The organism is Flavobacteriales bacterium (genome assembly GCA_020435415.1).
In the GTDB taxonomy this organism is placed as follows: Bacteria; Bacteroidota; Bacteroidia; order JACJYZ01; family JACJYZ01; genus JACJYZ01.
On the sequence record JAGQZQ010000037.1, the window covers coordinates 15,064 to 29,219 of the forward strand.

The 14,156-nt window shown below is 48.5% G+C and carries 13 protein-coding genes; 5 read left to right on the forward strand and 8 right to left on the reverse strand.

The genetic code is table 11. The features are described 5' to 3' along the window. Together KDD36_07845 and KDD36_07850 are read left to right on the forward strand one after the other, a co-directional pair. Complete coding sequence (locus tag KDD36_07845) at positions 1-1,467, forward strand: PorP/SprF family type IX secretion system membrane protein (GenBank protein MCB0396549.1); 1,467 nt, start codon at positions 1-3, stop codon at positions 1,465-1,467. 49 nt (positions 1,468-1,516) lie between these two features. After that, positions 1,517-1,927, forward strand: a complete 411-nt coding sequence (locus KDD36_07850) for a VOC family protein (GenBank protein ID MCB0396550.1) — start codon at positions 1,517-1,519, stop codon at positions 1,925-1,927. On the opposite strand, the gene accC is transcribed toward KDD36_07850, so the two are convergent. The 8 genes from accC to KDD36_07890 form a co-directional block, all read right to left on the reverse strand. Continuing rightward, entirely contained in the window at positions 1,918-3,318 is a 1,401-nt protein-coding gene (gene accC, locus KDD36_07855) for an acetyl-CoA carboxylase biotin carboxylase subunit (protein ID MCB0396551.1), read from the reverse strand. The genes KDD36_07850 and accC overlap by 10 nt on opposite strands. Before the next feature lie 27 nt (positions 3,319-3,345). Beyond that, positions 3,346-3,861 carry an acetyl-CoA carboxylase biotin carboxyl carrier protein gene (gene accB, locus KDD36_07860; protein ID MCB0396552.1) on the reverse strand — a complete coding sequence of 172 codons (516 nt, stop codon included), beginning with the start codon at positions 3,859-3,861 and terminating at the stop codon, positions 3,346-3,348. Positions 3,862-3,987: 126 nt separating this feature from the next. Then, a complete protein-coding gene (locus tag KDD36_07865; GenBank protein ID MCB0396553.1) occupies positions 3,988-4,992 on the reverse strand; it encodes a ketoacyl-ACP synthase III in 1,005 nt (334 codons plus the stop codon). A 5-nt stretch (positions 4,993-4,997) separates the two neighbouring features. Next, positions 4,998-5,942 carry a phosphate acyltransferase PlsX gene (plsX, locus tag KDD36_07870; GenBank protein MCB0396554.1) on the reverse strand — a complete coding sequence of 315 codons (945 nt, stop codon included), beginning with the start codon at positions 5,940-5,942 and terminating at the stop codon, positions 4,998-5,000. 52 nt (positions 5,943-5,994) lie between these two features. After that, on the reverse strand, positions 5,995-6,180 hold the full coding sequence (gene rpmF, locus KDD36_07875; protein MCB0396555.1) for a 50S ribosomal protein L32: 186 nt from the start codon (positions 6,178-6,180) through the stop codon (positions 5,995-5,997). 40 nt (positions 6,181-6,220) lie between these two features. Further along, a complete protein-coding gene (locus KDD36_07880) occupies positions 6,221-6,754 on the reverse strand; it encodes a DUF177 domain-containing protein (protein MCB0396556.1) in 534 nt (177 codons plus the stop codon). A gap of 62 nt (positions 6,755-6,816) precedes the next feature. Beyond that, on the reverse strand, positions 6,817-7,890 hold the full coding sequence (gene pdxA, locus KDD36_07885; GenBank protein MCB0396557.1) for a 4-hydroxythreonine-4-phosphate dehydrogenase PdxA: 1,074 nt from the start codon (positions 7,888-7,890) through the stop codon (positions 6,817-6,819). A gap of 37 nt (positions 7,891-7,927) precedes the next feature. Continuing rightward, positions 7,928-9,379: a peptidase M17 gene (locus tag KDD36_07890; GenBank protein MCB0396558.1), complete on the reverse strand. Its 1,452-nt coding sequence runs from the start codon at positions 9,377-9,379 to the stop codon at positions 7,928-7,930. A gap of 115 nt (positions 9,380-9,494) precedes the next feature. On the opposite strand from KDD36_07890, the gene mqnC reads away from it, so the two are divergent. The 3 genes from mqnC to KDD36_07905 all read left to right on the forward strand — a co-directional run bounded on the left by mqnC (position 9,495) and on the right by KDD36_07905 (position 14,096). Further along, positions 9,495-10,622, forward strand: coding sequence for a dehypoxanthine futalosine cyclase (gene mqnC, locus KDD36_07895; GenBank protein ID MCB0396559.1), 1,128 nt, complete (start codon positions 9,495-9,497; stop codon positions 10,620-10,622). A gap of 214 nt (positions 10,623-10,836) precedes the next feature. Continuing rightward, a complete protein-coding gene (locus KDD36_07900; GenBank protein MCB0396560.1) occupies positions 10,837-13,470 on the forward strand; it encodes a gliding motility-associated C-terminal domain-containing protein in 2,634 nt (877 codons plus the stop codon). A gap of 38 nt (positions 13,471-13,508) precedes the next feature. Further along, complete coding sequence (locus KDD36_07905) at positions 13,509-14,096, forward strand: riboflavin synthase (GenBank protein MCB0396561.1); 588 nt, start codon at positions 13,509-13,511, stop codon at positions 14,094-14,096. Positions 14,097-14,156: the final 60 nt, after the last annotated feature.

The window sequence follows — 14,156 nt, forward strand, 5'->3', positions numbered from 1 at the left end:
ATGAGAAGGATGATACATATCGCTGTGCTGGTGCTGATGTCTGCAGGTTCTGTCCTTTCGCAACAAGAAGGTACATTCGGTTATCATCCCATCAACCCGTTCATCTATAACCCGGCTGCTGCGGGGATGCACGGCCAGAGCCGGGCGTTTCTCATCCGAAGGGACAGATGGACAGATTTTGATGGCGCTGGTTCGAGCAATCTGATGACCATGGACGGTGCGCTTCGCAATAAGAAGATGGGTTTGGGATTGGATCTTAAATCGGAAAGCGCAGGAATTATCCAACGTATGACCGCACATGTATCCTATTCGTACTCCGTGCCCGTGGGAGATGACAGCAAATTGTCATTCGGAATCCGTGCAGGAGTGATAGACCAAAGCATTGACTTCTCCAAGGTAGTTGTTCTGAACACCAATGACCCTTCCCTGGTGAGTAGCCAGCAAAAAGTGACCACATGGGATATTCAGGCTGGTATGTTGTGGGACATCCGAAAAAAATGGAAAGTTCAGGTTGCCCTTCCACATCTACTCGAAAACAATCTGACCTATTCAGAAACAGATACCGCAACATCCTTCCTGCTACAACGCCAGTGGATAGGCAGCCTGTCGTATGATTTCAGGTTCGGAAAAGAAAAGGCCCATGCGGTTTCTCCTGTTGTTCTCACCCGCTATGCACCGGGAACTCCGGTACAATACGATGCCGGCTTAATTGTCAGCATTGCGGACAAGGCATGGCTGGGTGGCCTCTACAAAAGCGATTACGCATTGGGCATACAGGCAGGCTTACATATTGGCAAGGCGCTCACGGTGGGTTATGCTTATGATGTTGTCACAGGTGCAGTTGGAACGTATAGCGGACTAAGCCATGAAATCCTGATCGGCTATCAGTTCGGAAAATCCGCCCGGGAAGAACAGGCGGAAAAGGAGGAGGCCGAAGCGAAGGAAAAGGTCATCGCCGACCTTAGAAGCGAGAACGACTCATTAATCAAAGTCATACAGGAGAATGAGCGAACCATCCAGGAGTTGAAAGATAAAATCGCCCAGATCATCAACGACGCCTTTGACATGCAGGAACACCAGACGGGTATTTTTGATAAAGAGCGGAAGGCATTGCAGGATTCCTTGAGAGACCTCAGTGACAGGCTTACGATCGCTGAAGAGAACCGAAAAGGCTATACCAAGCAACTCTTCCGGTCTGACAAAACGGAAACCTTCTCCGATGAAGAAGATTTTGCAAAACAAGGCTACTACATCGTGGTTGGTGCATTCCTGAATAAGGAATACGCCGTCAAACAAAAAGAAGATGTGCAGAAAAAATATCAGGCGACAAGAATGCTGCTGAACAAACAAACGCAGTTTAACTATGTGTATGTAGCCTGGTATCCTGACATTGATACTGCATTGAAAGAACTACGGAAAGTGAGGGCCAACGGCTATCCCAAAGCGTGGATCTACTTGTTACAATAAGCGTCGAGACCTAGGTGATATATCCTGACAGAACAGAATACAAAGAACAATGCCTGAATTTGATATCGCATTTCTGGATCACGTTGCCATAAGGGTAAAGGACATGAAAGCTTCAGCGGCATGGTATCAGAAAGTTCTTGGGCTTAAACGTTACGAGACACCGGAATGGGGACCATTTCCCATTTTTCTTCTTGCAAACAAAAGCGGTATCGCTTTATTTCCTGCAAACGAAAATGATCCGGTGCTGGATCCCTCTTCCAGAAATGTGAGAATAGACCACTTCGCCTTTCATGTAAGTCCGGAGGATTTTGACAAGGCGAGGGCTCATTACGAAAAACTCGGATTGGACTTCGAGGTGAAGAACCATACCTACTTCCGATCCATTTACACCCTGGACCCGGATGGTCATACCGTAGAACTCACTTCACTGCAGGTAGCTGCAGACTCTTTCTATGCCTGAACCTTCTTCTTCTTTTTATCAGCGACTGGAGCCTTTTCCTTTCCCTCTTCTTCATCGGTCATGGGGAAAGTCTCCAGGAAGTGTGTGGTATAATTTCCTTCCAGCCACTTTTTGTGCTTCATAAGTTTTCGGTGGAAAGGAATGGTGGTCTTCACCCCTTCGATCACAAACTCCTCGAGTGCCCGTGACATCTTTTGAATGGCTTCCTCACGGGTCTGCGCCACAGTAATCAGCTTGGCGATCATGGAATCGTAGTTAGACGGAATGGTGTAACCTGCATAAACGTGGGTGTCTATGCGAACTCCGTGTCCTCCGGGTGCATGATAAGTGGTAATGGTCCCCGGGGACGGACGGAAATTATTGTAAGGATCTTCTGCATTGATCCGGCATTCGATCGCATGCATTTCCGGATAATAGTTCTTGCCAGTGATACGGATGCCGGCGTGTACTTTGATCTGTTCCTTGATGAGGTCATAGTTAATGACTTCCTCTGTGATGGGATGTTCAACCTGGATACGGGTGTTCATCTCCATAAAATAAAAGTTCCGGTTCTTATCCACCAGGAACTCAATGGTGCCCACCCCTTCGTACTTGATGGCCTTTGCAGCTTTCACCGCTGCCAGTCCCATTTTTTCACGCAGCCGCTTGGTCATGAACGGACTTGGTGTTTCTTCCACCAGTTTTTGATGGCGCCGTTGAATGGAGCAATCACGTTCGCTGAGGTGACTTGCTTTACCGTGCTGGTCACCAATAATCTGTATTTCGATATGATGGGGCTCTTCGATGAATTTCTCGATGTACATCCCATCGTTCCCGAATGCAGCAGCAGCTTCTTTCTTGGCCTGGTCCCAGAGGTTATCCAGTTCTTCGGCTTTCTTAATGACACGCATCCCTTTACCTCCACCACCTGCTGTGGCCTTGATAATCACAGGATAGCCGATACCCTTGCAAATCTTTTTGGCATCTTCCAGGGTATCCACCAGACCTTCCGACCCGGGTATGGTTGGCACCCCGGCTTTTTTCATGGTGGCTTTGGCCGTGGCCTTGTCCCCCATTTTATCGATCATCTCGGGGGTAGGTCCCAGAAACTTGATGTTGTGTTCCCCGCAAATGCGGGCGAATTTTGAATTTTCGGACAGGAACCCATAGCCGGGATGTATCGCATCGGAATTGGTAATTTCCGCGGCGGCAATGATGCGTGGTATGTCCAGATAAGATTGGTTGCTTGCTGCAGGGCCGATACAAACGGCTTCATCTGCAAAGCGAACATGAAGACTATCGCTGTCTACTTTGGAATAAACGGCTACGGTCTGTATGCCCATTTCGCGGCAGGTGCGTATCACGCGCAATGCAATCTCACCTCTGTTGGCGATCAGAATTTTCTTAAACACGTAATGATATTTTGTTAAACCTTCGGCTTAGAGCGGCTCTACAATGAAGAGCGGTTGCTCGTACTCCACGGGCGAGGCGTCATCCACCAGTACTTTAACGACCTTACCGGAAACTTCGGCTTCGATTTCGTTAAATAGTTTCATCGCTTCGATGATACAGATGACATCGCCCTGTTTAATTTCATCGCCCACATTCACAAAAGCAGGCTTGTCCGGGGAGGGAGAACGATAAAAGGTTCCTATCATGGGAGATTTGATCTCTGTACCGCTGGTTTTTTCGGCACTGGCAGGTTTTTCCTCTTTGCTTTCTTTAGCCGGAGCTGGTGCTTCGGCAACCGCCACGGACTGCGGTTGTGCCACCATTGTTTGTGGAATGGCGGCTACAGGAACGGTTGTTTGCACCAAGGTTTGCTCTTCGGCACCTTTGCGTCCTTTGGGCATCGTCTTGATGTTAATCTTGAGATCCTTGGTCTCAATATCTACCTCACTCACCCCGGATTTGGCCACAAATTTGATCAGCTCCTGGATTTCGGTCAATTTCATCATTTGTATTGGATTGATTTACCGGGATATTTCCGGCTACATGTTGTATTGCTTTGATCTGAAATCAGAGGTCTCCAAGCGCTCTGTTCAACGATAAAGGTATATATTTTTTTGAATTCAACAACTTCATTTGGTCGAGGAATCAAGTGCCCATTTAACCAGTACCGCCCCCCATGTGAAGCCGCCTCCAAAAGCTGCCAGTACAATATTATCTCCTTTGTTCAATTTATCTTCCCACTCCCACAGACACAATGGAATTGTACCGTTGGTCGTGTTACCGTACCGCTGTATATTGATCATCACTTTTTCATCAGTCAGACCCATGCGGTCGGATGTGGCTTTGATGATCCTAAGGTTGGCCTGATGCGGAACAAGCCAGGCCACATCATCGGAGGTCAGATGGTTGCGTTCCATAATGGAAGCTGCCGCCTCCGCCATCTGGATCACGGCGGACTTAAACACCGGCTGTCCTTCCTGATATACAAAATGTTCCCGTGCATCTACCGTTTCATGACTGGCTGGCTTCACTGAGCCGCCTGCTTTCATATGCAGATGATGTCTGCCTGCTCCGTCTGACTGAAGGACCGCATCCAGGATTCCAAAGCCCTCGGTATTGGGTTCCAGTAACACCGCACCTGCACCATCTCCGAAAAGAACGCAGGTGGTTCTGTCCTGATAATCGATGATGGAAGACATTTTATCCGCCCCAACGACCACCACCTTTTTATACATGCCGCTCTGGATGTACATCGCTCCGGTGTTCAACCCATAAAGAAAACCGGAACATGCAGCCATGAGGTCGAAATTGAATGCCTTCTTAATGCCGGTCTTATCCGCAATGATATTGGCCGTGGCCGGGAAGACCATATCCGGTGTGGCCGTGCAACAAATCAGCAGATCCACTTCTTCGGGGCGTGTGCCCGTCTTTTCAAGCAAGCCCTTTACCGCTGCAGCACCCAGATCCGAGGTTCCTTTACCCGGCTCCTTAAGAATTCGTCGTTCTTTTACACCGGTACGTGTGGTGATCCATTCATCCGATGTTTCCACCATCTTTTCAAGTTCCGCATTCGTGAGAACGTAGTCGGGAACCCATCCGTGAATACCGGTAATGGCGGCGGTGATCTTACTCATAGCAGTTATTGGAATGCTTGTGTGATTTTCTCCGGCAGTCGGGCCTCGGCAATTTCGCCGGTTAGCAGGATCATGTTCTTAATGGCCTCAGGTGTTGATATCCCGTGGCCGATCATGACCGTACCGTTGATTCCGAGAATAGGCGTACCGCCGTATATCTCATAATTGAACCTATCGAAATATTCGTCATTCAATTTTCTTCTGCGCATGATGGTGTAGATGGCTTCGGCCTGTTTCAGCACGACGTTTCCGGTAAATCCGTCGCATACGACCACATCTGCTTTATCATCAAAGATATCCCTTCCTTCCACATTACCTATGAAATTAAAATCCTGGGTATCCTTCATCAACATGTGGGTGGACTGGCTAAGCAGGTTGCCTTTCTCCTCTTCTTCGCCGATGTTCAGAAGCCCGACCTTTGGGTTATCAATATTCAATACGTGTTTGGCATAGAGCGATCCTAGTATTCCGAATTGGTACAGTACATCCGGTTTGCAATCTGCATTCGTGCCAACATCCAGGATGATACCTACGGTACCGTTCTCTCTGGGCAGTACCGATGTAATACACGGACGGATCACACCGGGTACCGCCTTCACGGAATGCATGGCTCCAACCAACATGGCTCCTGTATTGCCGGCACCGGCAAAACCGTTGATCATGCCTTCCTTCAAGAGGTGAAAACCAATGGAAATACTTGATTGAGGTTTGCTCCGGAATGCTTTGGTAGGGTGGTCATGCATGCTGATCACTTCAGGGGCATGCACAATTTCGATCCGCTGTTTGTCGTAAGGGGTATCGCTTTTGGCAAGTTCTGCTTCCAACTTGCCTTGATCGCCGATCAGGACGAGAATGGTATCCGTGGAAAGGTGAGGGAGGGCAAGTAGTGCTCCGGCAACGGTGTTACCGGGGGCATAATCGCCACCCATCATGTCAATGCCAAGCTTCATTCAGCGTAAATTGAGATGAGAAAAGGAAAGAAATAATCCAGGGGTGATTCAACTACACCTGTGCTTCCTTTTCAACAGCGGGCTTACCCCTATAATGTCCGCACTCACCGCAAACCGTGTGCCTCTGAATCGCTGCTCCACAATTGGAACAGGTGGCCAGGGTTGGAACAGCTGCCTTGTGATGCGTTCTCCTCTTATCTCTCCTCGTCTTGGATACTTTTCGTTTAGGATGTGGCATGATTTCCTGATTTATCTTGTACTATATCTATTAAAATTCACTAACTCCACTTTAAATTTTTCAGAGCGTCCCATCGGGGATCCGTCTCTTCTTCTTTTTCAGGTGTGTTCACCAATAAATTGTCCAGCGCACCGATCACTTCCTGATCACATTCACTTTGACCGGATTCATTCACCGGATGTTCCCTTTTTATTGGCAACAGCAATCGCACAAATTCATACAGGTAAGGAGAAACGTCCAACTCATATTCATCCCGTCCGATGACGACCAATTCTTCACTCAATTCTTCCGCCTGGTCACCAAACTTCACAATGAGACGGTACTTTCCACTCAACGGCTGTTTGTACTCACCGGCACATCGGTCACATGTCAATAACACCCAACCTTCAAAATCGAAGTGCAAGGTCATGAGATGATCCTGCTTATCAAAGTCCAATACCGCGGCTACTTCTGCCCCGGAGACTTCCTCTATACCTTGTACTGCAAAGAACGCTGTGTCCAAATTGAACTCATACCTGTGCGTGCCGGGTTTTAGTCCGACGAAGGGAATAATATATTCCTTATTCTTCTTCAAGGCTGTCAAGTAAAAGCTGGCAAAGTTAAACAATCCCCGGGAATATGAAAATAAAGGCGGAATCAGTCCTGTTCCTGCCTTCTGCTGGACCGCCGGGTTATTCCCAGGGTATTGGAGGTAAGTTGTTGATATTGACGTCTCCGCTTAACTACATCACAGGCCATATACAATGCTTCGCGAAAGGATTGTTCATGTGCGACATTTTTACCCGCAATATCATAGGCGGTGCCGTGATCAGGGGATGTGCGCACATAAGGTAATCCGGCGGTAAAGTTCACACCATCTTCAAAATTCATGGACTTAAACGGAATCAGGCCCTGATCGTGGTACATGGCCAGGATCGCATCAAACTGCTTCGATTGACCGGCTCCGAAGAAACCATCCGCCGCATAAGGCCCGAATACCAACATGCCTTTTTCGCATGCCTTGTTGATCGTTGGGATCATCACCTCCTGCTCTTCTTTGCCCAGTGTTCCGTCCTCACCTGCATGGGGGTTCAACGCCAAAACAGCAAGCTTGGGTTTACGGATGCCCATATCTTCCACCATGCATCTGTCCAAAAGCGTGAGGCGCTCCATCAGTCTTTCCGGGGTCACGGCCGCAGATACCTCTTTCAAAGCGAGGTGCTCTGTTACCAGACCCACTTTCAGTCGGTCGCAAGCCATCAGCATCAGATACGGACTGTTTCCGGAATGTTCGGCAAGATAACCTGTATGGCCCTTGAAATCTGGTCTTATGCGGGCAATGGTGCTTTTGTTAATGGGTGCGGTAACGATACCATCGATATGTCCGCGGAGGGCATCGTCCATAGCCCGATCTATAGCGGTGATCGCCAGTTCCGCCGCATCTTCGGTTGCCTGACCCGGCTGTATCTGAACATCTTTATTGGACACGTTGATCAGGTTCACCTTTTTGGGTGACGCATCACCCGGCTTATCGATGACATGAAACGTAAAATCCTGAACGTCCATGATCTTGCGGTAGGCATTGGCCACTTTTGTTGAACCGTAAACAACAGGAATGCAGGTAGCCAGTATCCTCTGATCCATCAGGCACCTGATGATCACTTCCACACCGATTCCGTTGCAATCCCCGATCGTTATCCCTATCCGCGGTATGTTTGGTCCTTCTGGCATGTTTCCCACTGGTTTTGTTTGGTGTGGTTACTCTTTGTTACTTCCTGGATAAGGTTCTAAGAAATTCAATCAGCAGACGTGTTCCCGTACCCGTTGCACCTGCAGGTTTGTAATGAAAGGGCAGCTTGAGAAACGTTGGCCCCGCAATATCCAGATGGATCCAGGGTGCTTTGGTGAAACGCTGCAAAAATTTACCCGCGGTAATGGCACCGGCCAATGGCCCACCCAGGTTTGTCACATCTGCGATGGTTGACCTGAGGTCCTCTGCGTAATCTTCCCACAACGGAAAAGTAACGACCCTTTCAAAGGTCTTCTCACCGGCCTCTTTCATTCTGCCCATGGTTTTTTCCTCCGCTGTGCCCATATTCACCATGCCATGTATGCCGATAGCACGGGATGCTGAGCCGGTCAGCGTGGCCATGTCCACCATGAGCATCGGATCGTATTTATTTCCGTAAGCCATCGCATCGGCCAGAAGCATACGCCCTTCCGCATCGGTGTTCAAAACTTCAACTGTACTTCCATCAAACATTTTCACAACATCTCCCGGGGCATACGCCTTCATTCCGGGACGGTTGTCGGAAGCCGGGATCAGCCCTATGACATAAAAGGGTAGTTTAAGTCGCGCTATGGCAACCATTGCTGCAAATACGGCTGCCGCACCGGCCATGTCGGTCTTCATCTGGTCCATGGAATCCGGCGTGGGTTTCAGGCTCAGTCCACCTGTATCATATACCACGCCTTTACCTACCAGGACAACAGGTTTTTTGTTTTTCGAAGCACCAGGCTTCCATGTCAGCACCGTAAATGTGGGCTCATCGATGCTTCCTTTATTCACGGCCAACAGACCGCCCATCTTCAAGGCTTCGATCTTTTTCTTGTTGAGAACACTTACGGTCAAACCGGCTTTTTTACCATGTCGTTCCATGTCCTTCGCAAACTGCACTGCATTGAGGTATGACTGAGGTTCGTTCCCAAGATCCCTTGCCAGGAATACCGCTTCCATTTCAATCTGTAAGGCTTCCACAACTTCCTTCCCAAGTCCCTTTTGGTGCAGCTGGATTTTGGCAAGCGAGTTCTTCTTCTTTTTTACGTCAGAAAAATATTTCAGGAACTGGTAATTTCCCAGAGCCATGCCTTCCACATACGCCAGGATATGACCGGCGTCTTTCAGGTCGCTATGCACAACAACCGAATCGATTTTTTTACGATTCAATAAGGCTTGAGCCCGGTTCCCTGCCCTTCTGAAGTTTTCCGGAATGTTCTCTGTGGATGGATGAATATTTACTTTCTGAAAGAACAACCACCTTTTGTATTGGTTGACGGTGATGAGATACTGTGAGGCATTTTCCTTCTTTAACTGATCCCGCACATACTTCTCTTCATCACCGGAGAGCCCCCACCCATCCGGGTTGAATTTATCACCCAATAATACGATCACATGTTCACCTGCCGGAATCCTTTCCGCCCGCCCGATTGTCACACTCATCAGATTGTGTTAATTTTGGCGTCTAAGTTAGAAATAATTGGTCTTCCGGCAGCCGGCGCAATTCCTAAAACTTCACTGTGCCGTGTAAGACCTTCCGGGCATAACAGAGCAATCCATGAACCGAACGACAGAATTATTTAAAAGAGCCCTTGAGGACGAATTCCTGACCGCAGAAGAAGGACAATACCTGTTTGAAAACGCATCAACCACGGAGCTGATGCACGTGGGGCATCAACTCAGAAAAAAACGTGTTAAGGGTTCGTATGTCACATGGATCATCGACCGGAATGTGAACACCACCAACGTGTGCATCGCCAATTGTAAGTTTTGCAATTTTTACCGGATTCCGGGACATCCTGAGTCATACATCACCTCCATGGAGGAATATGAGAAAAAAATCGAGGAGACCTTTCGGTATGGTGGTGAACAACTGCTGCTTCAGGGGGGACATCACCCGGACCTAGGACTTGATTACTATACCGGTCTTTTCCGTGAACTGAAATCCCGTTTCCCACAATTAAAGCTTCATGCGCTAGGGCCACCCGAGGTTGCACATATCTGTAAAATTGAAGGGAAATCGCATAAGGAAGTACTGGCTGCCCTCCATGAAAGCGGCCTGGATTCATTGCCGGGAGCCGGTGCGGAAATTCTCACAGACAGGGTCAGAAGGCTCGTATCCAAAGGAAAGTGCAGCGCCGCCGAGTGGCTGGATATCATGAGGGAGGCACACAGGCAACACATCACAACTTCAGCCACCATGATGTTTGCACATGAAGAGACCATTGAAGAAAGGTTTGAACACCTGGTGCTTATCCGGCAAGTGCAATCCGAGAAACCTGAAACAGCAAAAGGTTTCCTGGCCTTTATTCCCTGGACTTTTCAGGATGACGGTACGCTCCTGAAGAAGGTTCGTGGGGTAATCAACTCCTCAACAGCCGAAGAATATATCCGCATGATCGCCATCTGCCGGATCATGCTGCCAAATATTCAGAATATCCAGGCCTCCTGGTTGACCGTAGGAAAGCAAACGGCACAACTGGCCCTGTATGCCGGCGCCAATGACTTCGGCTCCATCATGATTGAGGAGAATGTGGTATCAGCCGCCGGAGCACCCCATCGCTTCACGGCCAATGGCATCCAGGAAGCCATACGCGAGGCAGGGTTCGAGCCTAAACTAAGAAATCAGCAATATGATTTCCGTGAGCTTCCGGAAACCATGGAGGAACAGGTGATCAATTATTAATGCCGATGATCACAATGCAATTTTCATTGCATTTGCAGAGTTAACATTTTGAACTGCTTGTTGAGTTTTCCGTAAACCAATGATACGGTCGTGCATTGAATACTTGTCTGATTGCCGCACATGGCAGGTTTTTTGTGGGTTAACAACGCAGAAGGTTTTTTTTCATACCTTTAAATTTCCACCATTTCCCCCTGGTGCTTCTTGAATGGTAGTTATGAGACTATTGGCTGTATTTTTTTTGTTATTGCTGGCTTCCACCGGAGTCATGGCCACCCATAACCGGGCAGGGGAAATTACATACCGTCAGATATCAAAATCACCCCCGATCTACGAATTCACGATCGTGACTTATACCAAGTCCTCCAGCCAGGCCAACCGACCTGAACTGGAGCTATACTATGGTGACGGCACCCTGGATTCCGTAAAGCGCGACACCATCATCAAATTGCCTGATGACATGCAACGCAATGAATATACAGCGGTGCATACCTTTGGCGGTTCAGGCGTTTATACCATATCGGTCACGGATCCGAACAGGAATCAGGGCATTGTGAATATCACCAACTCCGTGAATGTGGTTTTCTACATAGAGACCATGCTCACCATCAGCCCTTTCCTTGGTTTCAACAATACCCCGATTCTCCTTAACCCACCTGTGGATAATGCCAATATCAATCAAATCTTCATCCATAACCCCAATGCATACGATCCTGATGGTGACAGCCTTTCGTACCGACTTGTAAACTGCAAGCAGGATGGTGGGGTAGACATTCCGGGTTATGCACTTCCCAGTCAATTCCCCTATGATCCCGTAAATAACCTCGTTTCCCTTGATGCCATCACAGGAGACTTTGTATGGAATAGTCCCAAGCAAACCGGCGAGTATAATATTGCCATCCTTATTGAGGAATGGCGGAACGGAGTACGCATCGGTTATGTGCTCCGGGATATGCAGATTGACGTTTACCCTTCCAGCAATATCGCACCTGACATCGCTCCACTGCCGGACTTTTGTGTGATGGCAGGCGATACCATCGAGTTTGATGTAACGGCTACCGACCCCGACAGCCATTCCATCACACTTACCGGAACGGGTGGACCCATGCAGGTTGACACACTCCCGGCTGATTTCCCCCAACCCATCAATGCCATTAATACGGTTTCATCCACATTCAGGTGGGTGACGGGATGCGCGCACATACGCAATCAATTCTATGAGATGGTATTCAAAGCAGAAGATCAGGGCAGCTCCAAACCACCATGGCCAAAACTGGTGGATATGGAAACGGTACTGATCACCGTTGTGGGTCCCCCTCCGACCAATCTTACCGCGGCTCCCATAGGAAGTTCCATGGAGCTCAACTGGTCGCCACCTTCTTGTGGTGAAGCCACCGGATACCGGATTTATAGGAAAACCGGTTGCGGCACCTTCGTGCCCGATCCTTGCACGCCTGGCGTACCTGCTTCATCCGGATATGTACTCGTGGGGGAGACAAACGGATTCCTGAATACAACCTTTGTTGATAATAACGGAGGAGCCGGACTGGTTCCCGGAAGCAACTATAGTTATGTCGTGGTTGCACTTTATGACAATGGCACCACACCCGGCATTGCTTCCGAAGAGGCATGCCAGAAACTGAAAAAGGATATCCCCATCATCACCCGTGTTGATGTCAGATCCACCGATGTTTCCACCGGCGATATCTACCTGGAATGGTCCAAGCCTTCCGAGTTGGATACCATCACATTCCCCGGTCCTTACAAGTACCTGATCTATGGCAGCGACGGCTTCTTCGGAGCAAATCTCCAGCTGCTGGACTCAACGCTAACATTGAACGATACTTCCTACATCCAGTCGTTTCTCAATACAGACCAACTCCCATACTCCTTCCGGGTAGACCTTTATTATGATGCACCTGGAAACCGGACATTACTCGGTAGCACCCAGATCGCCTCATCGGTATTTCTTTCCATCGCCGCCGGAGATAACCGATTGCAACTTTCATGGGAAGAGCATGTGCCATGGGGCAATCCCTTATATGTTGTTCACAAATGGAACGGAACCGTATTCGTACCTCTGGATACGGTCACGACACCTACATACGTGGATAACGGTCTGGTAAACGGAGCATCCTACTGCTACAAGATAGAGGCACTTGGCACCTATAATGCGCAAGGAATCACCAGTCCGTTGATCAATTTCTCAGAAGAGGAATGTGGCTCACCCATTGACACGGTGCCTCCATGTTCACCATTGCTAACCATCACCGGAGATTGTGATGGCGCTTCCAATACATTGTCATGGACTTACCCGACGACATGTGAGCAGGAAGTACTTGAATACAGAATTTATTTTGCAAGTTCTCCTGACGAACCTTATTCACTCATTGGATCTTATCCGGTTAACGGGCCTGTGGATAGCACCTTCATTCATGGTGGCCTTACCGCCATCACCGGTTGCTATGCCGTCACAGCCCTGGACTCATTCCAGAATGAAAGCATCAAAACACCGGTATGTATTGATTCGACCTGCACGGAGTATGTGCTTCCCAATGTTTTCACACCCAATGGAGATAGTTATAACGACTACTACATTCCATTCCCCTATAAATTTGTGGAAAGGGTGGACATGAAGATCTACAACCGTTGGGGACAGCTGATCTTTGAAACGGAAGACCCGGACATTCGATGGAACGGCAAAATACAGTCATCCGGCAATCCCTGCACCGAGGGTGTTTATTACTACATCTGCAAGGTTTACCGACATTCTCTGGAAGGAGAGATGCTTCATGACACCCTCAAAGGGTATATCCAGTTGATCGGGCAATACAAACCCGCTTCCAAATAGGGAAGACTGAATTTCCTCAAATCAAATACCTTTGTGCCATGTTTACCGGAATCATAGAATCCTTTGGAGAAATTGTTTCCACCAAAGCACATGGCAGCAATCTGGAGCTATGCATTCGTTGCGATTTCACCAAAGAACTTCAGGTTGATCAGAGCATTGCGCACAATGGTATTTGTCTAACGGTTACGGAAATCACCGATGACACTTATAGGGTACAGGCCATTGAAGAAACGCTGAAAAGAACCAATCTCGGTCAGGCTAAGACGGGAGACCGTGTGAACCTGGAACGTTGCCTGGCAATCGGCGACCGGCTGGATGGTCATTTTGTTCAGGGCCATGTGGACACCACCGCAACCTGCCTGTCTGTGGAGGACCGTGACGGCAGTTGGTTATTCCGTTTTGAATGCAATGATGATCCGGGAGGCCTGATCATTCCCAAGGGATCCATCACCGTGAATGGTATCAGTCTGACGGTGGTTGAAACGAATGATCGCCAATTCAGTGTAGCCATCATTCCGTATACATTTGATCATACCAACCTATCCCATGTGAAGCAGGGAGGCCTGGTCAACATCGAATTTGACCTGATCGGTAAATACCTCAGAAATTTTTCAGCGAATAAGTGAACGGCCGATCAGAAGATTTCTGATGCAATGGCCTTGACGCTTTCCGACTTCCCCATGGTA